21 protein-coding genes, 2 pseudogenes and 1 other annotated feature are annotated in these 22941 nt (G+C 63.7%); of the genes and pseudogenes, 9 read left to right on the top strand and 14 right to left on the bottom strand.

What is annotated here, in order from left to right:
- The first annotated feature begins 4 nt into the window (after positions 1–4).
- A pseudogene (locus tag G6N13_RS19955) lies at positions 5–1261 on the top strand (IS3 family transposase).
- Positions 304–435 (top strand) — a sequence feature (AL1L pseudoknot). (Overlaps the previous pseudogene by 132 nt.)
- A 299-nt stretch (positions 1262–1560) precedes the next feature.
- On the opposite strand, the gene G6N13_RS19960 reads toward G6N13_RS19955, so the two are convergent.
- The 6 genes from G6N13_RS19960 to G6N13_RS19985 all read right to left on the bottom strand — a co-directional run bounded on the left by G6N13_RS19960 (position 1561) and on the right by G6N13_RS19985 (position 9105).
- A complete protein-coding gene (locus tag G6N13_RS19960; protein WP_163699757.1) occupies positions 1561–3699 on the bottom strand; it encodes a DNA gyrase subunit A in 2139 nt (712 codons plus the stop codon).
- Between the two features lie 9 nt (positions 3700–3708).
- Positions 3709–5742: a toprim domain-containing protein gene (locus G6N13_RS19965; protein ID WP_163699759.1), complete on the bottom strand. Its 2034-nt coding sequence runs from the start codon at positions 5740–5742 to the stop codon at positions 3709–3711.
- Between the two features lie 224 nt (positions 5743–5966).
- Complete coding sequence (locus G6N13_RS26235) at positions 5967–6095, bottom strand: hypothetical protein (RefSeq protein ID WP_407663758.1); 129 nt, start codon at positions 6093–6095, stop codon at positions 5967–5969.
- 254 nt (positions 6096–6349) lie between these two features.
- On the bottom strand, positions 6350–6832 hold the full coding sequence (locus G6N13_RS19975) for an SRPBCC family protein (protein WP_163699761.1): 483 nt from the start codon (positions 6830–6832) through the stop codon (positions 6350–6352).
- Positions 6833–6937: 105 nt separating this feature from the next.
- Complete coding sequence (locus G6N13_RS19980) at positions 6938–8623, bottom strand: GMC family oxidoreductase (RefSeq protein WP_163699763.1); 1686 nt, start codon at positions 8621–8623, stop codon at positions 6938–6940.
- Positions 8620–9105: an Lrp/AsnC ligand binding domain-containing protein gene (locus G6N13_RS19985; RefSeq protein WP_163699765.1), complete on the bottom strand. Its 486-nt coding sequence runs from the start codon at positions 9103–9105 to the stop codon at positions 8620–8622. The genes G6N13_RS19980 and G6N13_RS19985 overlap by 4 nt, the downstream gene beginning before the upstream one ends.
- Positions 9106–9420: 315 nt before the next feature.
- On the opposite strand from G6N13_RS19985, the gene G6N13_RS19990 reads away from it, so the two are divergent.
- The 4 genes from G6N13_RS19990 to G6N13_RS20000 all read left to right on the top strand — a co-directional run bounded on the left by G6N13_RS19990 (position 9421) and on the right by G6N13_RS20000 (position 11979).
- Entirely contained in the window at positions 9421–9897 is a 477-nt protein-coding gene (locus tag G6N13_RS19990) for a GNAT family N-acetyltransferase (protein ID WP_163699767.1), read from the top strand.
- On the top strand, positions 9897–10535 hold the full coding sequence (locus tag G6N13_RS24490; RefSeq protein WP_197746809.1) for a GNAT family N-acetyltransferase: 639 nt from the start codon (positions 9897–9899) through the stop codon (positions 10533–10535). The genes G6N13_RS19990 and G6N13_RS24490 overlap by 1 nt, the downstream gene beginning before the upstream one ends.
- A gap of 57 nt (positions 10536–10592) precedes the next feature.
- Positions 10593–10937 carry a GNAT family N-acetyltransferase gene (locus G6N13_RS26240; RefSeq protein WP_197746834.1) on the top strand — a complete coding sequence of 115 codons (345 nt, stop codon included), beginning with the start codon at positions 10593–10595 and terminating at the stop codon, positions 10935–10937.
- Positions 10938–11295: 358 nt separating this feature from the next.
- Positions 11296–11979 carry a hypothetical protein gene (locus G6N13_RS20000; protein ID WP_235677831.1) on the top strand — a complete coding sequence of 228 codons (684 nt, stop codon included), beginning with the start codon at positions 11296–11298 and terminating at the stop codon, positions 11977–11979.
- A gap of 76 nt (positions 11980–12055) precedes the next feature.
- Here G6N13_RS20000 and G6N13_RS20005 read toward each other — a convergent pair.
- From G6N13_RS20005 to G6N13_RS20020, 4 genes and pseudogenes are all read right to left on the bottom strand, one after another.
- Positions 12056–12990, bottom strand: a pseudogene (locus G6N13_RS20005) (IS3 family transposase).
- Positions 12987–13277: a transposase gene (locus tag G6N13_RS20010; RefSeq protein WP_163696061.1), complete on the bottom strand. Its 291-nt coding sequence runs from the start codon at positions 13275–13277 to the stop codon at positions 12987–12989. The pseudogene G6N13_RS20005 and the gene G6N13_RS20010 overlap by 4 nt, the downstream one beginning before the upstream one ends.
- A 201-nt stretch (positions 13278–13478) precedes the next feature.
- Positions 13479–14123: an RES family NAD+ phosphorylase gene (locus G6N13_RS20015; protein ID WP_163699771.1), complete on the bottom strand. Its 645-nt coding sequence runs from the start codon at positions 14121–14123 to the stop codon at positions 13479–13481.
- Positions 14120–14704 (bottom strand): helix-turn-helix domain-containing protein, encoded by a 585-nt coding sequence (locus tag G6N13_RS20020; protein ID WP_163699773.1) that lies wholly within the window; start codon positions 14702–14704, stop codon positions 14120–14122. The genes G6N13_RS20015 and G6N13_RS20020 overlap by 4 nt, the downstream gene beginning before the upstream one ends.
- A gap of 50 nt (positions 14705–14754) precedes the next feature.
- Between G6N13_RS20020 and G6N13_RS20025 the strand changes: the two genes are divergently transcribed.
- Entirely contained in the window at positions 14755–15057 is a 303-nt protein-coding gene (locus G6N13_RS20025; RefSeq protein WP_163699775.1) for a hypothetical protein, read from the top strand.
- 240 nt (positions 15058–15297) lie between these two features.
- A complete protein-coding gene (locus G6N13_RS20030) occupies positions 15298–16044 on the top strand; it encodes a class I SAM-dependent methyltransferase (protein WP_163699778.1) in 747 nt (248 codons plus the stop codon).
- A 771-nt stretch (positions 16045–16815) separates the two neighbouring features.
- Here the strand turns inward: G6N13_RS20030 and G6N13_RS20035 are convergent.
- Positions 16816–17607, bottom strand: coding sequence for a helix-turn-helix transcriptional regulator (locus G6N13_RS20035; RefSeq protein ID WP_163699779.1), 792 nt, complete (start codon positions 17605–17607; stop codon positions 16816–16818).
- A gap of 77 nt (positions 17608–17684) precedes the next feature.
- On the opposite strand from G6N13_RS20035, the gene ilvD reads away from it, so the two are divergent.
- Positions 17685–19532, top strand: a complete 1848-nt coding sequence (ilvD, locus tag G6N13_RS20040) for a dihydroxy-acid dehydratase (RefSeq protein ID WP_163699780.1) — start codon at positions 17685–17687, stop codon at positions 19530–19532.
- A 41-nt stretch (positions 19533–19573) separates the two neighbouring features.
- Here ilvD and G6N13_RS20045 read toward each other — a convergent pair whose 3' ends face one another.
- The 3 genes from G6N13_RS20045 to G6N13_RS25430 form a co-directional block, all read right to left on the bottom strand.
- On the bottom strand, positions 19574–19972 hold the full coding sequence (locus G6N13_RS20045) for a transposase (protein ID WP_235677834.1): 399 nt from the start codon (positions 19970–19972) through the stop codon (positions 19574–19576).
- Positions 19911–20705, bottom strand: a complete 795-nt coding sequence (locus tag G6N13_RS20050; RefSeq protein WP_322789282.1) for a TnsA-like heteromeric transposase endonuclease subunit — start codon at positions 20703–20705, stop codon at positions 19911–19913. The genes G6N13_RS20045 and G6N13_RS20050 overlap by 62 nt, the downstream gene beginning before the upstream one ends.
- Positions 20706–21233: 528 nt before the next feature.
- Positions 21234–21521 carry a hypothetical protein gene (locus G6N13_RS25430; protein WP_235677836.1) on the bottom strand — a complete coding sequence of 96 codons (288 nt, stop codon included), beginning with the start codon at positions 21519–21521 and terminating at the stop codon, positions 21234–21236.
- Between the two features lie 155 nt (positions 21522–21676).
- Here G6N13_RS25430 and G6N13_RS20060 point away from each other — a divergent pair, with 155 nt between their 5' ends.
- Complete coding sequence (locus G6N13_RS20060; protein ID WP_163702349.1) at positions 21677–22810, top strand: tyrosine-type recombinase/integrase; 1134 nt, start codon at positions 21677–21679, stop codon at positions 22808–22810.
- The last annotated feature ends 131 nt before the right edge of the window (positions 22811–22941 follow it).

Below are 22941 nucleotides of genomic sequence, written 5' to 3' on the forward strand. Positions count from 1 at the left end.
AGGTATGCCGAAGGAACAGTCTGCCGGGAAGCCCACGGCGCGTCGTTACAGCCCGGAGGAGAAGGCCGCTGCGGTGCGGATGGTCCGGGCTCTGCGTGCCGAGTTGGGGACCGAGCAGGGAACCGTGTCGCGGGTGGCCCGCCAACTCGGCTACGGGGTGGAGTCGGTGCGGTCCTGGGTGCGTCAAGCCGATATTGACGAGGGATGCGCTCCGGGAGTGTCCAGCGCGGAGTCGTCACGGATCAAAGAGCTCGAGCAGGAGATCCGAGAACTCAAGCGTGCCAACGAAATACTGAAACGTGCGGCCAGTTTTTTCGGGGCGGAGCTCGACCGCCAACACAAGAAATAGTCGATTTCATCGACGCCCAGCGCGAGGAGTTCGGGGTCGAGCCCATCATCACCGTCCTGCGATCGGCAGGCGTGGTGATGGCCCCGAGCACTACTACGACGCCAAGTCCCGCGGTCCGTCGGCGCGCGCGCAACGTGACGCCGAACTGGGGCCGCCCTGGTGGCCCTCTGGGAGGACAACTACCGCGTCTACGGGGCCCGCAAACTGTGGAAGACCGCCCGCCGAAATGGCCACGACGTGGGCCGCGATCAGGTGGGCCGGTTGATGCGGGCTGCCGGTATCTGCGGGGCACGGCGCGGTAAACGGGTCAAGACCACGAAGCCAGATGCCAGCTGCGCGGCACCCGATCTGGTGAAGCGCAAGTTCACCGCGACCGCGCCGAACCAGCTTTGGGTGACGGATCTGACATTCGTGCCGACTTGGGCCGGCGTCGCGTACGCGTGTTTCATCGTCGATGCGTACTCCCGGATGATCGTGGGCTGGCGGGTGGCCGGCCATATGCGGACCTCGATGGTCCTCGACGCGTTGGAGATGGCGCGCTGGTCGCGCGGAAACCTGTTGGCGGGCTTGAGATGTCACTCCGATGCTGGGTCGCAGTTCACCTCCATTCGCTACGGCGAACGGCTCGCCGAGATCGGCGCGGTCCCCTCTATAGGTTCGATCGGGGACAGCTTCGATAACGCCTTGGCGGAGACGGTGAACGGCTACTACAAGGCCGAGCTGATCTACGGTCCCGCCCGCAGCGGGCCGTGGAAGACCGTCGAGGACGTCGAGCTGGCCACCCTCAGTTGGGTCTTCTGGCACAACACCAACCGCTTACACGGCTACCTCAACGACGTCCCGCCCGCTGAGTTCGAAGCCACGTTCTACGATGCCCAACGGAGCGACCAACACCTGGTCGAAATCCAATAGCCCGAGCCTCCGGCAGAACCAGGGCGTTTCAAATCGCCCACCCCGATGCGGGAAAGCGCTGGTCACGACGCTACGCACCCAAAAACCCGCCAGGCATGTCCAAACTCAGGGCGTATCGGCCTTGATCAGCGCCCAATCAGAGCTCTCAACACTGCGGACTCACGTGCTGACCGACCGTGAGGAGCGCGGACAACGCGCCCTCACCGCGCGATTCGTCGCATCGGTGATGCTGCCGGATGCTGTCGAGGTCCAGGGGCTACAAGATGGGCTGGAGGTGCCGCTGTTCGGCCGGCCAACGCCTAGGTCGCTGGTGTTATGTCGCTGCCGGAGCCTTTGACCGACGCCTTGGCACGGTTCTGTGGCGGCACGGCCTTCTTGCCACGGACGAATCCGGTGGGGGAGACCGCCGCCGACAGCAGCGTGGTTTCACCATTGACGAACGGATGGAAGCCGACACCGGTGCCCCCGCGGCCCTTCACTGGGATGTCGGCGACTTCTGTTACCTTCCAACCCTTTTCGGATACAGAGAGGATGGCTTCGCCGTTCTCGCAGGTCAGCGGCAAGGCGGCGATCACCTCGTCGCCGTCGGCCGCCAGCTTCACCCCGGCGACGCCATTGCCCGCCGCGCCCTGCGGGTTCACTGCGGCCGGATCGATCCGCAGCACCTTTCCGCGTCGGGTCACCAAAGCCAGATGCGACCCCGGCGCCAGCACCCCAGAGCTCAGCAGCCCGGTGATATCCGGCGCCACCGGGATATCCCGGATCTTGAACGGCAGACCACTGCCGGTGGTGAACTTGATCCGGCCGTCGGCCCATACCGCCCAGCCGAGCCCCGAGGTCAGCAGGACGCCGTGACTGTCGGAGAACACCCCTCGGTCGTCAAGGCGCCAGGCCGCGTTCGTCTTGCGCGCACGGGGGCCATCCTCGTCGGAGCCGGACGCGATCGGGGTGGCATCGAAGTCCAGGACGGTGCGACGGTCGAATTCAGGGCCTTTGAACAATTTCGCCGTCTCAACCAGCTCGTTGTCGATCACGACCCGGCGGGCGTCGGGGTTGGCCACCAACTCGGTAAGTTCGGCGAATTCGGCGTCCAGCTTTTCGGCCTCGGCCTGCAATTCGATGACGTCGAGCTTCGTCAGACGCCGAAGCTGCAGCGCCAGAACGTAATCGGCTTGCTCGGTGTCGATCCCGAACCGCTCCTGCAAACCCTGGCGCGCGTCATCGACGGTGTCGGATCCGCGGATCACCGCGACCGCGGCGTCGATGTCGAGGTGGATGGTCATCAGGCCGGCGACCAGGTGGCGCCGCGCGGTGACCTTCTCCAGCCGATACTCGCTGCGGCGCAACACCACCGAGTCACGCAGGTGCAGGAACGCGGCGATCAACTCTCGCACCGACCACCAGCGCGGCACGCGGTCCTCGTCCAAAGCGACCAAGCTGGCGGCGAATGACGATTCCAGCGGTGTCAAGGCAAGCAGCTGATCGCGGATCTGCTCGGCACTGTGGCCGCGTTTGGCGGTGACGACGATGCGCAGCCCGTTGCGGCGGTCGGTCAGATCCGACATATCCGCCACACCCGACATCTCACCGGACTCGACCAGGGCCCGGATCCGTTCCTGCACAGTGTTGCTCGCGACACCGGGTGGCAGTTCGGTGATCACGGCGTTCTTTCCGTCGACGGAGACGGTGCCGCGCACTGTGAACTGCCCGCGGCCGGTGGTGATGTACTCGCGCAGGCCGGCCGTGCCGACCACCGTTGCGCCACTGCCCCAGTCGGGGCCGGGGATGAGCTTGACCAATCTGTCGTCGGTCATGTTGGGGGTCTTCAGCAGCGCCCGGCAGGCGGCCATGATCTCGCGCGGATTGTGGGCGGGTACCTTCGTGGCCCAGCCTTCGGCGATGCCGATGGCGCCGTTGCACAGCAGTACCGGCCACTGGGCCGGCAACACCGTCGGCTCGATCCATTCCCCGTCGAACGTCGCGACCATCGGCACCGCATGGTCGGCGAGCTCGGCCGTCAGCGCAGCACCCGGTGCCGACAGCCGCATTTCGGTGTAGCGGTCCGCGGCGGGAATGTCTCCCTGGATCCGGGGGAAAGCCCCCTGCCCGTCAATGACTTTCACGCGCTGGAACTCGGCGGCCATCAACGCCGCCGCACCGTACATCGATGCGCCGCCGTGCGGGTGCAGGTTACCGGTGACCGCCGAGCAGACCTTCGAGGATTTCTGCGGCTTGTTGCCGGGCAGCAGCCTGGAATCGTACATCTGATACAGCAGCCGCCGTTGGCCGGGCTTGAGCCCGTCGAACGCGGACGGGATGGCGCGGTCGCTGACGCTGTAGAGCGCAAAGGTCAGCTGGTAGTGGTTCCAGTAGTCGTCGGCGCTCTGTTCAAGAACCAGGTCGGCATTCTGTTCAGGAATGTCCAGGGTGGCGGGCACGTGATACTCCTAGTCGAGGTCGAGGGCCGAGGTGTCGACGCGGGAGGCGACATCGGCCATCCACGTGCGCCGGCCCTCTGGAGGCCCACCGAACAGGGTGTGATGCAGTTTCGGATCGCCGTCGTCGAGGTGCACCCGAATCACGGTGCGCCGCTGCGGATCCAGCACTGTGTTCCAGAAGTCATCGGCGTCCATCTCGCCGAGACCTTTGTTGCGCTGCACCTCCACCTTGCGCTTGGAGGTGGCCTTCATCTGGGCCACTGCGGCATCGCGTTCGGACTCGTCCTGGCAGTAGATCCGCTGCTGACCGTCTTTGACCACGAACAGCGGCGGCAACGTCACATACACCATCCCCGCCTTGACGAGGGGCCGGTAGAAGTCCAGGAACATCGAGATGAGGCTGGAGTTGATGTTGCCGCCGTCGGGGTCAGCATCGGAAGCGAACAAGATCCGGTCATATCGGCACGACTCGGGATCGCAGTTGTCCCGCACTCCGCAACCCAGGATGCGCTCGATCGAATCGAACTCGTCCTTGACCCGGGCTTTGCTTACAGTGAAGCCATACACGTTGGGCGGCTTGCCTTTCAGCGGGAAGGCCGCCTGGAAGGTGGCGTCGCGGGCCGCCTTGATGGTGCCCAGCGCTGAGTCGCCCTCGCACAGGAAGAGCTCCGCACCCGATCCACGACCACTTTCCCGGCTGGGGAGCAGCTTGGGCGGCAGTGAGAGGTTCGTCCCCAGCCCCTTGGCTTTGGATGCCGCACGGGAGCGGGCTTTGGCACCCTCGGCGCTGCGCCGCGCCCTGGCGGCCTCCAACGCCAATGTGGTCCAACGCGACACCGCATCGGCGTTGCCGGGGTTGGCGGCCCAGATGGTCACGCTACGGGCCACGTCGGGGGCCATCGCCACGTTGAGTGAGCGCGAGGAGACGGCGGTCTTGGCCTGCGAGTCCCAGGCCACATCGGGTGCGCGGGTGTCGACGGCGAGCGAGGTGACGGCGGCGAAATCCTGTGCCTCCGGGCCGTCTTCGCCTTTGGCCAGGCCTAAGTCCCGGATGCGCGACGCCCGGTCAGCCAGCGCTTCGGATAGTCCCTTGACTGCGGCGGTCAGGTGGGATCCGCCGCCGGGGGTGCGCACCGTATTGCAGAACGCGGCGACGGTGGCTGGTTCGGCGGGTCCGGCGGTCAATGACCAGCGAAACGGCGTCGGGCCGCGGCTAGTGGTGTATTCGCCGCGGCCATCTACCACTGCGCGAGCCTCGGGCACCGGGGCGCCTGCGGCGGAACACATGAGGTCGAGCAGGGTGTCGGTGCCCCACGGGCCGCTGAACGGTTCGAGCAACTCGGGCCGGACGTCCTCGCCGGGCCAGCCGTCGTCGACGACGATCAGGTGCACACCGTGGGACATCCGCGCGGCGGCGTGTGCCCGCAGCAGAACCTCGTTGATGTCCACACTGGAATCCGGCACCACCGTCGCGTCGAACAGGATGCGCACTTCTGTGCCGTGCGCGTCGGGTTTGCGGTTCCCGACACCGCGCAGTTTCTGCGTGTCGGCGCGGGTGAATGGGGCGTTCGGGTCGAAGTCCTTGCCGTCGAACTCACCGGGATAGCCGGCGCCGAAACTCTGCAGGTAGGTCTTCCCAGCACGGCGGACGGTGACATCGGTGCGCGCAGAGATGAACACTGCCGCTGCGGCACCGATGCCATTGAGGCCGGCTCCGGTGCTGGCGGCGTCGGTGTGGGCGGAGAACTTGCCGCCGGCACGCGCGGTACCCAGTGTCTTGACGATGCCGTTCTTGCCGTTCACCGGATCGGAGTCGACAGGCAGGCCACGGCCGTCGTCGGCCACGCTGACCGAGCCGTCGGCGTGCAGGGTGATCGTGACGGTAGACCCACCGTGACTGGGTTCGGCGACCTCCTCAATCGCGTTGTCGACGATCTCGCGCAGCGCAGTGTTGAGCACGTCCAGCCCGAGGTTGACCGCCGGGCGCAGGCGTGTGTGCTGGACATCGTCAAGTTCGGTGATGTCAGCCGCGGTGTAACTCACTGCTCGTCCTTTTCCGTCAAGGCTGGGGGACGGGCGGGCTGAAACGCAGGCCCCGCCCGCTACCCACGTCGGCGTGCACGGGTGTGCCGCCGAAATCGTAGTCCGCGGGCCCGACATCTTGGCGGAGCCTCGGCGCTGCATGCACCGACTCTTTGGGGGGCGGTCACGACCGAGTGGTCCCGGCGGGTGCGGCCGCCGGAAAAGCGAGTCGAAAGACTGGATATCTACGACGGCATTACTTCAACCGGATCAGCGCTCAACGGCTCGATGACGATCCGCGCGCCCTTCAACAGTTCAATGGAGCGCTCATAGAACTCTTTCATCGAGTCCAGACTTCGGAAACCGGGAATCATGACGCGCCATCTCGCTGCAGCAAGAACAGTTTCTGCTCGCCCTCCCTGGTGCCTCCAAAGCGAGTGGAGTAGGAGACGCGCGCATCGGTGGGAGGGGCTTCATGGTGCGTGTTCTTTCGAAATAGGCCCATGCGTTCTCCGATCAGACGGTGACCGCTGCCGGCGTCCGTCTGCGCTTACGGCCAGGAAAATCCGCATTGTCAGATCCGTCGGTGGCCGGAAAAGTGACCTCACTCGTCGATCAGCGAGGGCCCTTAGGTAGACGACTGCGGGTAGCCCCGCCGCACGGCTCGCTCGAGGATACCCGAGGTGCCACGCAACGCCGACTCTCCGACAATCGGGAAGATCTTGGCATCACGCCAGTGCGGATCGATGTCGGACCAGTCGTAGAACGACGTGACCGCCGTACCGCCGTCCGCGGGATCCAAGCGGTAGCCGTACACGTGCCCGATATCCGGCTTCAGTTGACCGAAGATCGTCCACGCGATCAGCCGGTCCTGTTCGAACTGCGTGATCGACACGGTGACGTCGTACTTGCCCAGCGGATAGTCGTTGAGCGATTCGCGGTCCATGTGCACCACGAAGCTGTCGCCGACCGCGCGCACCCGCCGCCCGTCGGCATCCTGCAACATGCCTGTGGCGTCGATCGCAACGTGCCCTTGCGGATCACAGAGCACGGCGAAGATGTCCACGGCCGGCGCGGGAATGAACCGTTGAACCTCGATGCGTTCGCTCATCGACACAGGCTAACCGGCAAGACTGGCCAAGCCGGCTCAAACCCCGAATACCGCTGCCATCGAGCAACTTTGGCGCAGGGGAGTAGCTGGGACGGTGTTGCCAATTCATCCAAGGATCGCTCGCGCTGCGCGCTCGGCGATCAGCATCACCGGGGCGTTCGTGTTGCCGGAGGTGATGGTTGGCATCGCCGACGCATCGACCACCCGAAGGCCGGCGACGCGATAGACGCGGCAGTCGGTGTCGAGCACCGTATCGGCCGACCGTGGAATGCCGTGTGGGTCAAAGGCTCCCATCGCGCAGGTACCCACCGGGTGGAAGATCGTCGTACCCAGTTCGCCTGCCGCTTTCTGCAGATCGTCGTCACTCACCAATTGCGATCCGGGCAGCAACTCTTGCGGGCGGTAGCGGGCCAGCGCCGGCACCGCCATGATCTGCCGGGTCATCCGGAGGCCGGTCACCGCCGCTACACGATCGGCCTCGGTCGACAGGTAGTTGCACAGGATCTTCGGAGCAGTCAGAGGATCTGCATCGGCCATGCGCACGTGGCCACGCGAGCTGGGTCGCACATTGCAGACTGAGGGAGTGATCGCGGCGAAGGAGTGCAGGGGTTCACCGAATTTCGGCAACGACAAGGGCTGAACATGCCATTCCAAATCGGGACTGCCGAGCGCGGGGTCGCTCTTGGCGAATGCCCCCAGCGTAGAAGGGGGCATGGTCATCGGCCCCGATCGCATGAGCAGGTACTGAAGTCCCATGCCGCCACGCGTGATCCAGTTCCGGTACAGCGTGTTGACGGTCCGGGCGCCCCCGATCTGGTAGACCGTTCGCAGCTGCAGGTGGTCCTGGAGGTTTTCGCCAATTCCGGGCAGATCGACTGCCACCGGCACGTGATGCCGGGCAAGCAGGGCGGCGGGCCCAAGACCCGAGACTTGCATCAAATGCGGCGAGCCAATGGCTCCGGCGCTCAGGATCACCTCCTGACGGGCTCGGACGTCGATGGTGTGACCATTTTTGAGCAACCGTAAGCCGGTTGCTCGGTGCCGCGCCGTGATCCAGGCGCCGCGACGTTGATGCTCATGGACCTCGTCGTCCATCAACAGCCGTAACGCGTGCGTCTGCGTGTAGACGGTCAGATTGGGTCGGTGGGCGATGGGATGCAAGAAGGAGTCAGCCATCGACCAGCGACGGCCGCGTCGCTGGTTGACGTGGAAGTACGCACTGCCGGCGTTATCGCCCCGGTTGAATTCGTCGATCGGAGCAATTCCCACCTCGGCAGCGGCGGCCTGCCAGGCATCCAGGATTTTCCAGCGGACACGCGGCCGCTCGACGCGAATCTCACCGCTGGTTCCGTGCCACTGGTCTGGGCCGCCGAAGTAGTTTTCTAAGTCCTTGTAGATCGCCAGCGTCTCGCCGGGACCGTCGGAACCACCCCAAAGCCATCGGTCGTCGCCGGTGGCCTGCGCCCACAGTTCGTAGTCGCTGGCCTGTCCGCGCATGTGGATCATCGCGTTGATCGACGAGCTACCGCCGATCACACGACCCCGCGCGTACAGGATGCTTCGCCCGGCCAGACCAGGGTCGGCCTCGGTGATGAAGCACCAGTCGGTGCGGGGGTTGGCGATGGTGTATAGATAGCCCACCGGCACCTTGATCCAGAACCAGTCATCTGCGCCGCCGGCCTCGATCAGGAGCACATGGTGATCGGGGTTGGCGCTGAGCCGGTTGGCGAGCAGGCAGCCTGCGCTGCCCGCTCCGACGATGATGAAGTCGAACTCGGCGACTGGGCTCATTCCGGTATCGGTCCTCCAGGCGTCGGATGCGTCGATCGGTCGACACTACCTTCGCTGCCCAGCCGCGCGAGGCCGATCACGACGGTGCCGGGAAAATGCCTGCGCAGCAGGTCACTTGGCGGCACCCACAGGATCGGTACGGACCGGTCGACACCGATCCGCTTCATCACCAATGTCGACGTGAGGCGCTGGACGCCCGGTAGCGCACCGAGCTCATTGTCGTAGATGTTCTGGTAGCCGGCGAGATCGCGGGCGAGCACGCGCAAGGTGAAGTCGGGCTCGCCGAAGAGACGTTCGGCGGTGACGATGTGCTGATTGGCCGCGACGTCTCGCTCGAACGCGGCGTTGAGCAGGACCTTCGCGCGCTCGATGCGCTGCCGGATAAGCCATTGGTGTGGCGTCTCACGAACGGTGCGCCGGAAGGCCCTGCTGAACTGAGAAGCAGATAGACCACATTCCCGTGCTAGATCTACAAGCCGCAATCTCCGACAACAACACTGAGACCGGACACAGGCAGTTCAACGGGGGTGCGCTTCAATCGACCGGTAAGTCTCCATATTCCATTTGGTCGTATTCCTGCGTTGTGTAGCAACGTATTCGAGTGTCGCGACGGTGGGCTGACTGCTGGCTCAGCCCGTGGGAGCTCTCGTCAGGAGTAGCAATCGGCCGGTGATTGTTTGCTTTCCCTTGCAGGCTCGGTATGGATTGCGGGGAGAATAGTCGCCTGAGCCGTCTTCGTCCGACAGCTCGGCGAAATGTTGACGACAGCCGGCGGCCGAGGCTGCAACACTGGCCGAATGCTCCTCGATCCGGCAGTGCAGCTGCGTCTGGCGATCCCCGAGGATGACGTGTTCATCGTCGAGATGGCCCGTCACGCCAGCGTCATCGAGGGCTGGCCCCTTCCTGACTTGGAATCTGAAGGCGTGCACAGTCTGCTGCCTGCCGACGGTGAGGTGTCGATAGTCGCGGTAAAAGCCGGGGGTAGGCGAGTTGGCGCGGTGTGGACACTTCACAACGAGCCTCCCTTGCGCGTCGGCTCTGCCGGAGTTCCGTTGCCGGAACTCTGCATTGCCGTGGTGCCCGATATGCGTGGCAACGGGGTGGGTAATGCACTACTGGATGCCCTGTTTGTGCAATGCGCGGGAACCCAGACCGCGCTGTGCCTGAACGTTCATGCGCGCAACCCCGCGCGAAAGCTATATCAGCGCAGGGGTTTCGAGGACATTGGCCAGGGCCGGGGCCCTCTGGGCATAGCTATGCAGAAGGATCTGTGATGGCGATGGCCTCGGTGCGGGTGCGTCCGATGACCGTCGATGACGCCACGCATGTGTCTAGCTGGCGTTACCCGCATCGGTGGTCGGTGTATGACCTACAGTCCTCGACCGACATCCTGGACGAACTCGACCTGTACTGGTCGGTCACCGATGCCGACGGCACCTTGATCGGATTCTTTTGCCTAGAGTCCGCGGCCCGCGTCCGTGGCATGAGCGCGGATCCGGAGATCTTGGACGTGGGCGTTGGAATGGATCCTTGCCTGGTCGGCCAGGGGAGCGGTCGCGCATTCGGGGAAGTGGTGCTCGATCACCTGGGCCGCAAGTATCCTGGGCACCCCTTGCGCGCGGTGATTCAGTCGTGGAATCTGCGCAGTCGGCGGTTCGCGGCCTCGTTGGGGTTCGTCGACGTCGGTGAGCTGGCCAGTTCCCCATGTTCGCAGCAGGAGTCGTATCGGATCCTGCTCAAACCGGAGGCTGCGTCATCACAGGGCTGGGTGGTGGCCCAGTCTGGAGCGTGGCTATTCGGTGACCGGCTGATGCTGCGAGAATTCCTCGCCGAGGACCACCCAGCGGTGCACGCCTACGCCTCGGATCCCGAGGTCACCACGTTCACTGATTGGGGTCCGAACAGCAGCTGAGACTCACGCGTTCCTGGCCGGTGCTGTCGCCCAGCGTGAGGCTGCCGAGAGGGCCGAATTCACGTTAGCGGCGGTGCAGATCGACTCTGGCACGCTGATCGGTTCGGGGGTGATCGGTGTGACGAGCGCCCATCACCATCGCGGGGAGCTCGGCTACGTCGTCACTGCGATTACTGGTCACAGGGCTATGCCACCGAAGTCGCTGAGTTGCTCGTCCAGTTCGGGCTCGAGCACCTGCGGCTGCGTCGGATCGAGGCGACGTGCGACCCCGCTAATCAGGCATCGGCGCGTGTGTTGCAGAAGGCCGGGCTGAACTACGAGGGCCTGATGCGCAGTCACCTACTTATCGGCGGGGTTGGTCGGGACTCCCTCCTGTACGCCCTCGTTGAGGACGGGCAGTAACGGGCACGCTCTGCGCCACGGTCTGTCCACGGGCGATGTCTGTCGCGGCGCTTTTCGAAATCCACTATGCCGAACGAACAGTGGGGTTCGTGCTGATCGGCCGCACCGGTCGGCCCATGGCTGCGCCCGGTCGCCGGTCGGCGTCGCCGCAGCGCGGGGTCAATGGGGCCGATGAACTTCCGCCGCCCGAGCACGAGCGTGCGTTTATATTTTCTGAATGGCAAAAAAGAGTTCCGACCAGGACCTTGCCTACGCGATTCTCGCGGTTATCGCATTCTTCGCGGTCGCTTGGCCCTACTTGCTGGGCACCTGGATGGCTGTGCGAGCTGGCGCGGAGAATCCGTCAACCGAGCGAAGCGTGACGGGCTGGGTTTTCGAGGCGATCTGGCTGATCATCCTGGCGTCCATCGTCATAGTGCCAAGGGTCCAATCGGCGCGCGAGAAGGCGGAAAAAGCGCGCGAGGAGGAGGAAGTTCGGCGCCTTGCGGCTCTCAAGGAGCAGCGAAAGGTGGACTTCGGACTGGCGGGTGCGCAACGATATGAGGAGGCCGCAGTGTCGGTGGCAAGAATCGCCAAATCCGAGGCTGCGCGCACCGGCTGGCTGGGCGACGATCCCGCCGCCTACGACTTCCGCGCAGACCTGAAGGCGATCGCCGACAACCTGCGCAAGGCGGATAAGATCCGATCAGTGACCGCGGACGCCTCTTCGATCCGCATATTGACCGAGTCGGACAAGCAAATGCTTCGCGACGCCAACGCCGCAGTGGCCAAACTGGAGGGCTCCGTCGAACGCAGCATCCTGCTTATCTTCGAGTGCGCCAAAGAAGCCGACAGCATTGACCTTGCACTAAGCGAGGGTCGCGAGAACGTGAAGATGGCGGCACGACGCGACGACCTGCGCAATCGCCTTGGGTCAATTCTCTACGGTGCCGAGGGAGTGCCGACAGAGGCCACCTCTGAGGCCGCTGACGTGGTGACCTCACGGGTCGCAGCCTTTCACGACCTCAAGGCGGCCCTCATAGACCAGCGGCACGCGTCGTAGCGACCCGGATCATAGCCGAGGACCAAACTCGAACAAGTCAATCAAATGTGGTTCCCCCGAAATCGTGGAGGGTTTCCTATGCCGCTTCCGGCTTGGTCTTGGATTCCCTGATCTCATAGTTGACGGGCGATAGCCCGTCGGCGGCACTGTGCCGGCGTTGGTGATTGTAGAAGGTATAGCACCAGTCGATAACTACCGCCTGCGCATGAAAGGTATCACGGAACTGATTGCGGGACAACACTTCCCATTCCAGCGAGGAGAAGAACGCCTCCGCGGCGGCATTATCGAAACACGATCCGACCCGACCCATCGACTGGCGAATCCCCACGGTGCGGCACAGCGTGGTGAACGCCTTCGCCGTGTAGGTGCTGCCGCGGTCAGTGTGGAAAATGACCCGCTCGGACTCCTCGTCCCGCCAGATCGCTTGGCGGCCGCCGCGGGCGGCCACGGCCATCGTGATCGCCGCACAGGCCAACTCGGCATCCGGATGCAGGCCCATCGCCGCGCCTAGCAACCGGCGGCTGTAGAGATCGATCACGGTAGCCAGATACAACTTCTGCCCGCACTCGGTGGGAATCTCAGTCATGTCACCGACCCACTTCAGGTTCGGCGCAGCCGCAGTGAAGTCCCGTTTAACCAGGTCAGGGAACTTCGGTGCCGTCTTGTCCTGCTTAGTCAACCCATTGCGGCGCTTGATACGGCGCGCCACCAACCCTGACGGCGCATCGAATCGGCCACCGTCTTCTCCGACACTTCCCAGCCCAGATCGCGCAGGTCAGCGATCAGCCGCGGCGACCCATGCAACCCTCTGGCCGCCGTGAACGCCGACGCGACCGCGGCATCGAGCTGCGCGCGACGCCGATCGGTGTCAGTGTGCAACCCATCGGCATTGCCCGCGCGAGCGATCCACTTGTAGAACCACGACACGCTCACACCCAACAACACACACGTAAATGCATGTGGCACTAGGTATTTGGTCCTCTGGTCGGCAATGAAACGTGCCACGCTCACTTCGTCGCCTCCTTCACCCACAGGACCACCGATCGCTTGAGGACATCACGCTCCATCCGCAACTCGGCGTTCTCGCTGCGCAGACGCTTGAGCTCGGCCAGGTCATCGCGGGTCAACTCCCCACGACCCTCCCGTGCCTCACGGTCCTGAGTGACCCAATTACCCAGAGTGCCCTCGTGAACCCCCAGATCCCGAGCCACCTGCGCGATCGACTTACCCGTCTCACGCACGATCCGAACAGCCCCCTCACGGAACTCCCGGTCGTACTTCTTCCGTTTCTCTGACATCGCTACTCCTTATAGCTGATGCCTCCACGGTCCCGGGGGAAGGCCAAAATCTGAGACGGACCACTAGGTCGCGAATGTCGCGCAACGCCCGCTGCTTCTGCGCCACCGGCTCACAACTGCAATCCCACCTTAGGTGGTCAAACCTTCAAGAGAACCCGGTAGTAGGACCTGATCCAGCTAGGTCGGCAGAGTGCAGGACGATTAGATGGTGAGGTAGCCGAGTCGCTGGGCGGCGGCGGTGATGCGGGTCGTTAACCCGGGGTGGGTCAAAGGGAGCGACAGTGTTGGGCGGGCTGGCATCGCGGTGGCCGCGGGGGTGAAGAGGACAATGCAGGGTTGGCCGGCGAAGCGGCTGTTGTAGCGCAGGCCGTCGAGGTCGGGGAAGGCCTCGGTGATGCGTCGGGCCCAGCGTTGGGTGATGGAGTGCGGCCCGGTGGACAGCGCGAAGGTGCCGCCAGCGCGGGTGGGCCAGGAGCCGGCGCTGTCGGCGGCGAGATCGAGCAGCGCAAGGTCGCGGGTGAACCGCACCGCAGTGAGGTAGGGATCACCGCGGAACCGGTCGATGGTGCGGACAGCTTGGAAGGCTTCGGCCAGCGCAGACAGCGGCTCGGAAGCGGCGAACCAGACACCGATCCCGTCGTGGTGGCGAGCTGGTGGCGGGTGGGGGTCGAACCGCAGGTGCGGTCCGTGCTCGCGGAAGGCTTTCCAACCCAGCACGTGAGCGCCAGTGGTGCGGTGTACTCGCCACCAAGTCTCGTCGGCCGGGACCAATCGGCATTCCCCGTCGCGGATGCCGATGGCGCGCAAGTCGGCGGTTGGAGGCGGGTTAGGCAGGCGCGCGGTCACGTTGCGTACCAGTCGACGGCGCCAGCCGCAGCGACAGCCTGGTCGACATCGCCGCCGGCGCGCAGCCACTCGATCGGGGTCATGGGGCGGTCATGGAACAGGTTCGACTGCGGCGTGCGCAAGAAGCCGGCCACTGCCACGGGATGCAGGTTATCGGGGAGAGCTTTGAGGACCTGGTCGATACCCCGGACCTGGCGGGTGGGGCCGCCGTTGTCATCGGTTTCGAACTGCAGAATGGGGAACAGCCAGGTCTGCCCGTCTGCAATGGCCCACAGCTCGCCGGCGAGGCGCTTTTGACGTACGCGGGAAGCGCTGATGCCCAGTCCGCTGGCGACCTCGTCGGCGGTGAACGCGGTGACCGCGAGATGGGCCGTGTGTCCGGCGATCTCGGTGCCTGCAGCGATGAAGGCGTCACGGTCCTCGGGGAAGTCGGCTTCGTCGAGCAGGCGGGCTTCAGCTTCAGTCAGGGATGCCGCCCACGGGCGCGAAGCCGGCAGGTGTTTCAGGGCAGCGACGAAGTCATCGGGACTGATCTCGAAGCGTTCACGCAGCAGTTGTTCAAGCTGGAGCGAGACGGACATGAGGCCTCCTCTAACGATAGTTAACACCAGGCTATATCCGTTAGTTTGATGTGTCGAGCTTCATCAGAACCATCGACACCAACCATGACGGCGACGTCTGCATCCTCGATGACGGTCAACATGGGGCCCATGCGGTGCCGACGTGGGTGGCGAATTCGGCGTTGACGGTGGGGTTGGGTGCGGCGCTCATTAACGGTTCGGGTCTGGCCCACGCCGAACCCGCCGCCACCTCGGGTTCCTCCTCGTCGGCGAGTAGCTCCAGCACCGACAATGGCACTTCCAAAACCGCCGCCGACCGCCCCGGCAACCCGGGCGATAAGCATGAAACATGTTGCGCAGCGGCGTACTGGTAACCCTCAGTATTCGATTCCGTCGTATTCCTCGTACGCCGTCTCAATGTCGGTGGGGAGATGTCGACGGGCATTTGGGTGGCTGCGCTCTGTTTCGGCAGTGCCATCAGAGGCGCCGTTCATCACCACTGCCCCGCGAGATAGTTTGCTGAAACAAGTGTTGGTGCGGCATGAGGGGCTGGAATCTCAGTGGGTCTGCGTTTTCATCTCGACAGGACTGAGGCGGGAGGCAATGATCTGGAGGTGGTGATCTACGACGTGATCGGGGCTACCTATGCTCAGACGCGACGTGCCGATCCGCGAATCGCGGCTGCGATTCGACTTGCTCTTGGCGACGTGACGAGCGTAGTGAACGTCGGGGCGGGGGCTGGTTCCTACGAACCCTCGAATACGGTTCTGGCCGTCGAGCCCAGTCAAGTCATGATCAGTCAGCGTCAGCCGGAGGCCGCGCCAGCCGTGCGGGCGTTGGCAGAGGCGCTACCGCTGCGGGACAAATCCGTTGACGCCGCGTTGGCGGTGCTCACCATCCATCATTGGACAGATGTGTCAGCGGGCATTTGGGAAATGCAGCGCGTAGCGCGCCGCCGCCTAGTCTTCTTCACGTGGCGTCCCGAGATGATTGCCCAGTTTTGGTTGCTGCGGGACTATCTGCCTGCTGCAGCCGCGGCCGATGCGGAGGTGGCAGTTCCGCTGGAAACTGTTGCCGCGGCGGTGCCGGGGTCTGAGATGCACGTTGTATCAGTGCCCGTTCCGCACGATTGCTCTGACGGGTTCGGGGCCGCCTATTGGCGCCGCCCGCATGCCTACCTCGATCCCGAGGTTCGGGCCGGGATATCGATGTTGGCCAGGACTGATTCAGCCTTGCTAGTGCCGGGTCTTAGTCGACTCAAGGACGATCTCGCTTCTCAACGATGGCAACAGACTTACGCAGAGCTGTTAGATCATGATGTCCTCGATGTCGGCTACTGCACGGTGGCCGTCGATCTCTAGGAGATTGCACGACCCGTCGGATATCTTCACTGAAATATGTTGTGGCGCAATAAAATTACAGACCTCGACCGGTAATCCGCGACAATGGATTCTGTCGAATTCCTCCCTGTAAACAGTAGCGCGGGGCAGCACAACATGTGTGGTTACGCACTCGCGCGATGAGCCTGGCGGCGGCACGCGAACCGGATCGGGAGGCGTGTAACCGAGGCCCCGGTCAGCGCCATCGGGACCGGCGGCGCTGAGTGGCCCGATTAAGGCACAGGATGGACTTCCACGAAGAACTTTGTGCCAGATGACATTCCGTTGATGATTGCGTCGAGACCTGCGGTGCGCCCGTTGCCTTCATTGTCCAACGTCCACTCACTCACCGCGGGCGCGTATAGGCCGAGTCGGGCTAGTTCGTTCGCCAGTGGCTCGCATGCGCGCAACGTGCAGCTCGCGATCTCAAACACAAAGGCTGAAGGCATTGACCTGCCAAACCACTGCGCCCCGCCGGACGTCCCACACGGTTGCTGGCGAAGCCGTGACAGGCCGCGGCACGGAATAGAAATAGATCCTGCTTATCTGGACCTCAGCTCGTTACAGACCTCCGATGGTTCCAAGTGTCAAGCGCGTACCGGGCACAGGTCAATGAGGTGGGCGCGAAACCGTTTATCGCCGAGAGTCTTTTCGTCGGGCAGTACGGCCGCTGAAGGGGTTTGCGACTGATAGTGGAGCCGCATCAGAGAAGGGTCTGGTTGGCTAAGGAGTCAGCGTCTTCGTTCGTCTCCTTTACGCACGTGTGTAGACGACGAGTTGGAACTCGGGTTGGTCCGATGGGCGCAGTTGGTGGTGTTCGTAGCGCACGGTGCCGAACTCGGGGTGGTGGAAAACCCGCTCGCGCGATTCGAAGCCGTGGATATCGTGGCGTTCCCACCCGGCGCGAAAATCGGCGCTGGCCTCGGACAGTCGCGCGACGAGGTCCAATATAGCGGGATCGCCCAGACGCGAACCGATTTCGGCGCGAAACTCCGCAAGGAAGCGTTGGCTTGTCAGCTGCCAGTCGCCGAGCAGGTTGCGCACGGCGGGGTCGGTGAAGACGACCCACAACAGGTTGCGCTCGGTGGCCGCGGTCGACGCGACGTTGGGGTAGAGGCGTTGGTAAGCCTCATTCCAGCCGGCGATACCCCACTCCGCGGTCAACGCATAGGCGGGGTTGTCGCCGATCGCGTCGAGGAAACGCTGAAGGTGCGGCGGCGGCGGCTCGACATCACCCGCGGATCGGGCGGGCAGCGGCGCGAAACCGGCCAGGCTGAGAACATAGCGGTGCTCGGGCACTCCAAGGCGCAGGGTGTGGCTGAGGGCGTCGAGCACTTGCCGCGAGGGGTTGATATCGCGGCCCTGTTCGAGCCACGTGTACCAGGTGACGCTCACCCCGGACAGGTAGGACACCTCCTCACGTCGCAACCCGACCGTCCGGCCCCGGCCCGCCGGAGGTAGACCGAAGTCGGCGCGGCCCAGCCGTTCGCGGCTCGAACGCAGGAAGGCACCGAGTTCGGCCCGGCGGTCATCATCGGTGGGCACCGGCCAAGACTAGTACTGCCACCGCTAGTAGTGAGGGCGTCTTCCCAGCATGCGGCGGCAGGCCCCACAGTGGAGTGATGATCCCGTTGCGTTCCCGCACCGTCACCCACGGCCGCAATATGGCCGGAGCCCGGGCACTGCTGCGCGCGGCAGGGGTGGCCCGCGAGGATTTCGGCAAGCCGATCGTGGCCGTGGCGAACAGCTTTACCGAGTTCGTCCCCGGACACACTCATCTGCAACCTGTCGGTCGGATCGTCTCCGCAGCGATCCAGGCAGCCGGCGGCATCCCGCGCGAATTCAACACCATCGCCGTCGACGACGGCATCGCGATGGGCCACTCCGGCATGCTGTATTCACTGCCCTCGCGCGATCTCATCGCCGACTCGGTCGAGTACATGGTGCAAGCGCACTGCGCTGATGCGTTGGTGTGTATCTCCAACTGCGACAAGATCACTCCGGGCATGCTGATGGCGGCACTGCGACTCAACATCCCCGCAGTGTTCGTCTCCGGCGGCCCGATGGAGGGCGGCCGCGCCACGCTCGTCGATGGCCGGGTCCGCACCGGGCTGCACCTGATCGATCCGATGGCCGGCGCCGCCGACCCGGCGATATCCGAGGAAGACCTTGCCCGTATCGAGGAGGCCGCTTGTCCGACATGTGGTTCCTGCTCGGGCATGTTCACGGCCAATTCGATGAACTGCCTGGTCGAAGCGCTGGGCCTGGCACTACCGGGCAACGGCTCGGTGCTGGCCACCCACACCGCCCGGCGAGCGCTGTACGAGAAAGCCGGCGCCGCCGTCATCGACCTCACCACCCGGTACTACGGCCGTGGCGATGAGTCGGCGCTGCCGCGGGCCATCGCGTCCCGGTCGGCATTCGAGAACGCGATGGCCACGGATGTCGCGATGGGCGGGTCCACCAACACCGTGCTGCATCTGATGGCCGCCGCACATGAGGCCGAGCTGGACTTCGCGATCGGCGAGATCGACAAAATCTCCCGTCGCGTCCCGTGTTTGTGCAAGGTTGCCCCCAATGGCGCATACCTAATGGAGGACGTGCACCGCGCCGGCGGAATCCCCGCCATCCTCGGTGAACTGCACCGCGCGGGATCGCTGGCCACCGATGTGCACGCCATTCACGCCGCCACACTCGACGATTGGCTCGCCGCCTGGGACGTTCGAGGAACCGACCCGACCAACGAGGCCCTGGAGTTGTTCCATGCTGCCCCCGGCGGGCGGCGTAGCGCCACAGCATTCTCCCAATCCGAACGGTGGGAGAGCCTGGATACCGACGCCACGAATGGATGCATTCGCGATGTGACACATGCCTATTCACCCGACGGCGGGCTGGCGATCCTCACCGGCAATCTCGCGCCCGACGGCGCCGTCATCAAGACCGCCGGCGTCGGCGAGAACATGCTGACCTTCGCGGGCCCAGCGATCGTCGTCGAGTCGCAAGAGGAGGCGGTCGCTGCCATCCTCGGTGGTCGAGTCACCGCTGGTGATGTGGTGCTCGTCCGCTACGAAGGTCCCCGGGGCGGGCCGGGTATGCAGGAGATGCTCTACCCGACATCGTTCTTGAAGGGACGCGGCCTGGGCAAAACCTGTGCACTCATCACCGACGGCCGCTTCTCCGGCGGCACCTCCGGGCTGGCGATCGGGCACGTGTCACCGGAGGCCGCTGCAGGCGGAACCATCGGGCTGGTTCGCGACGGTGACCGCATCGTCATCGATATACCCTCGCGCTCAATCATTCTCGATGTCACTGATGAGGCACTCGCCCAACGGCACAGCGAGTTGATGGACGCCGGCGGATACCGACCGCGCGAACGTGACCGGCCCGTCTCGACAGCACTGCGCGCCTACGCACTGCTGGCGACCTCCGCAGATCGCGGAGCGGTCCGTGATCTCGGCGCTTGCCGCTAAGCGGTCATCAGGATTTGGGGACAAAACTTGACTCGCTCTCCCTAGGCCGCTTCACTCAGCGGTACTGCGAACGCCTTCGCGCCGTCGAACCTCTGCTGGGTTTGAAGGCAGTGGTAGAGCTGGCCGAGGAGCTTGTTGAATAGGTGGCGGGTGGCGGCGGCGTGACGGTCGCCGTGATCGCGGCGCCGCCGGTAATACTGCCGCGCAGGTTCGCAATTGGACGCCGCTGAAAAGGCCCATATCCAGCCGACATTGGCCAGCCGGTTGTTCTTGATCTGGCGATGCGTCACCGATAGAGAGCGTCCAGAGGCTCGGGTAACAGGTGCAGATCCCGCGTAGGCCTTCAACGCTCGGGCGTCGGCGAAGCGATCGCGGTCGTCACCGATCTCGGCGAGCACCCGGGCGCCGGTCGAGTCCGCCAACCCCGGAAAACTGGTCATGATCGCGTAATCGGGGTGCTGTTGGAACAACTCTGCCGAAGCCCGGCCGAGCTCGTCGACATTGGCGCACGCGGTGTCCAAGGCAGCGAGCAGCGCCAATGCCTCTGTGCCCATGGCATTCTCGACCAGAGCAGGTTGATGCAGTTGAGGCGTGCGTAGTCCGGACTTGATCCCGGCCCCGTGCTGCACGAAGCCATTCGAGGTTGCGTAGCTTGGTCGGGTGCAATTCGTGCAGCACCTGATGCTTCCAGCCGACCGTGCGGCATACGTCCGCCGTCTTCGCGAACTGCTCGGCCGTCGCATCGGTCATGCGACCCGATGGTTTGACGTCATAGAGGACCTGGTCACCGTTACGGAGTGTGGCGAAGAAGTCAGGGAAGTGGGTCGAGCCGTCGGCGAAGCTGATTTTCATGGGCTGCGAGGCGATCTGGCGAACCAGGCCGTCGAAGTCCAGCGACAGTAATGATTCGGCCTCCAGGCCTGATTCGCACCACACATGCGTGCGCTGCGAGGCGAAGTACTGCCGCGAGTGCCTATTCAGCCGGTTCTGAAACTGGACGCCGGCACGCCAGGGCAGAGCTCGGTGGAAATGCTCATGAAGCAGGGCAGGCGACACCGCAGCCGATCGTTCGTTCCCGTCGGCGGTGATCCACGAGACCGTGTCGATCCCAGTCTGCGCCGACGAATCTGCCGATGATTCCACGGACGTGCAACTGGACATGAGCCCGACCATATTGCGGGGGTACGACAAGCTGACGGGCCCGACAATCTCAACTATCTGTCACTGAGTCTCAGATAGGGTGTCAAAGTCTCAAATAGGTTGTCATCCGACAGCAGGCGAGAGTCACAAAAATGGAATATGCAGTACTTTAGTTGACATAATGTGGCTTATCGGCAAAATTTTCTATCGAGGTCATCACTAGATGAATACTCGCGATTACCTGCTTTTTGTCCGATCCGGAACTAGTTGAGAATGTTCCGCGACTACTTGAAAGCTGTCCGATTCTGCACCTGGTTTCCGGAACCATTTGACAGTGCTTTTCTTGCAGCGTGTTGGGCCGTTGTAGCCGTTGGTAGCCGCACGGCCGACCTGGTTATCGCAGAATCCACGACAATCTGACAGTGCCGGACATGCTGTCCAGGACTAACTGATAACGCCGGACGGCGCGGTCACCAACGAAACTTCAACACTCCGACCTTTTGCGCACTATCGTCACAGTGACGTAACCCCTGCGCTCTGGCGGGAAAGGCGCAGGCGGGACTAGGCGTCCAAGGGACCTTCCGGCGTGGCGTCTTCGAAGTCTGGAAGCGGGGCGCCGAAGTTGTCCGGTATGACGAGGTCGGGCAATTGGCCGAACTTGCGGTGAGGCGCCGGGGTTGCCTCGGTGAGCCCGAAGCGTTTGCGCAAGTCTTCGCCGCTAACCGTGTTCCCGGCGGCGTAGTCGGCATCAGCTTGTGTGAGCTCGCGCTCTATGGTTGCGCGCTCATCGAGCAGCTCGGGCGGGTGTGCCAAGTCGCTGGGTTCCGGGTCGGCGGATCCGCCATTCATGTTGATACTTTACGCCGCGACACCAGCGTGAAGCCAGACTTTCGTCACCGTGACACTTCTACCCCACTGTGCGTAACGGTGAAGTCACTGCGCTGCAGCGGGTTACGCACATTTGGTGGATAACGTTGATTATCCATCATTTATCTGTGACGCTGATGCTGTGTCCGAGAAAGCAACCCGCGACTGCTCCGTTGCCGCCACAAGGAGCTGACGCGGTGTCGACGGCTACCGATGACGTCCCTGGATGGTTCCAACAGTTTTTGGACCACAGGCAGACCAGCAAGCCTTCGGCGCACACTATGAAGGCCTATCGACAAGACTTCACCGCCATCGCCAACCTCATGTCAGACGGCGAGCCGGCCCGACTCGCCCCTGCTGACATAACTCGCGATTCGATGCGGGCAGCATTCGCCACCTTCGCCGCCGAACACGAAGCTGCATCGATCCGGCGCTGCTGGTCCACGTGGAATGTGCTGTGCACCTTTCTCTACACCAACGAACTGATGGCCGCCAATCCTATGCAGCTCGTAGGGAGGCCGAAGCTGAAAAAGCCGCTCCCAAAGGCGCTCCCCCGGACCGCAGTCGAGGCGCTACTCGCCGCCGCCGGTCAAGACCCAGTTCCGCGCGAGACAGACTGGGCTGAAAGGGATCTCGCCCTCATTCTTACTGCTCTTCTAGCAGGATTGCGGGCGGAGGAACTTCGCCTTGTCGATGTCGGGGACGTGAGGACCCTCGACGACGGCTCCGCCGTGGTCAATGTCAAAGGAAAAGGCGGCAAGGAACGCAACGTCCCCATCGAGTCAGAGCTGCTGGCAGTGATCGGTACCTACATGGCGAGTCGTGCCGTTCGTTTCCCGCAGAGCAAGAAGCGCTCACCTATATCGGAAAGCACCGCCCTGTCGGGATGGCCAGCTTCCGTACCGCTATTCGTCGGTCGAGATGGTGAACGAATCACGCGGGGCACGCTGCAATCTCGAATCAAGCGAGCGTTCAAGCGTGCTGGACCAGATGCACGACCAGTGCCGGGCGCCTTGGTACACGGCCTCCGGCACACCTATGCCACTGAGCTCGCAACCGCGAATGTCAGCGTCTATACGCTCATGAAGCTGCTCGGCCATGAGTCAATGACGACATCGCAGCGCTACGTGACGGCAGCCGGTATTGAAACCCGAAGTGCAGCAGCACAAAACGGTCTGTACTCGCTTATCATCGATCCCGATACTGTAGTTGAGGAGTTGTCGATCGCTAAAAGCGAGAAGATCAATCAGGCTGTTGCACAGAATAATTAGCGTCCGGGCAATTGGGCGAAGATGATCGTCAAACACTTCCTCCGTGTGTATCCAAGGACGCGATAGCCGGACACACCGGCACACAGAGCTGCTGCGCGATGAGGAAGTCGAGGACACCTATCGGCACTGGC

Origin of the sequence: Mycolicibacterium sarraceniae, assembly GCF_010731875.1 — a bacterium.
Classification (GTDB): Bacteria; Actinomycetota; Actinomycetes; order Mycobacteriales; family Mycobacteriaceae; genus Mycobacterium; species Mycobacterium sarraceniae.

Bases quoted from the DNA above. Each gene is read 5' to 3' on its own strand.
- G6N13_RS26235 (WP_407663758.1), bottom strand. From the start codon at position 6,095: ATGATTCCCGGTTTCCGAAGTCTGGACTCGATGAAAGAGTTCTATGAG.
- G6N13_RS19975 (WP_163699761.1), bottom strand. From the start codon at position 6,832: ATGAGCGAACGCATCGAGGTTCAACGGTTCATTCCCGCGCCGGCCGTG.
- G6N13_RS19980 (WP_163699763.1), bottom strand. From the start codon at position 8,623: ATGAGCCCAGTCGCCGAGTTCGACTTCATCATCGTCGGAGCGGGCAGC.
- G6N13_RS19990 (WP_163699767.1), top strand. From the start codon at position 9,421: ATGCTCCTCGATCCGGCAGTGCAGCTGCGTCTGGCGATCCCCGAGGAT.
- G6N13_RS24490 (WP_197746809.1), top strand. From the start codon at position 9,897: ATGGCGATGGCCTCGGTGCGGGTGCGTCCGATGACCGTCGATGACGCC.
- G6N13_RS20010 (WP_163696061.1), bottom strand. From the start codon at position 13,277: ATGTCAGAGAAACGGAAGAAGTACGACCGGGAGTTCCGTGAGGGGGCT.
- G6N13_RS20020 (WP_163699773.1), bottom strand. From the start codon at position 14,704: ATGTCCGTCTCGCTCCAGCTTGAACAACTGCTGCGTGAACGCTTCGAG.
- ilvD (WP_163699780.1), top strand. From the start codon at position 17,685: ATGATCCCGTTGCGTTCCCGCACCGTCACCCACGGCCGCAATATGGCC.
- G6N13_RS20045 (WP_235677834.1), bottom strand. From the start codon at position 19,972: ATGACCAGTTTTCCGGGGTTGGCGGACTCGACCGGCGCCCGGGTGCTC.
- G6N13_RS20050 (WP_322789282.1), bottom strand. From the start codon at position 20,705: ATGGTCGGGCTCATGTCCAGTTGCACGTCCGTGGAATCATCGGCAGAT.
- G6N13_RS25430 (WP_235677836.1), bottom strand. From the start codon at position 21,521: ATGAATGGCGGATCCGCCGACCCGGAACCCAGCGACTTGGCACACCCG.
- G6N13_RS20060 (WP_163702349.1), top strand. From the start codon at position 21,677: ATGCTGTGTCCGAGAAAGCAACCCGCGACTGCTCCGTTGCCGCCACAA.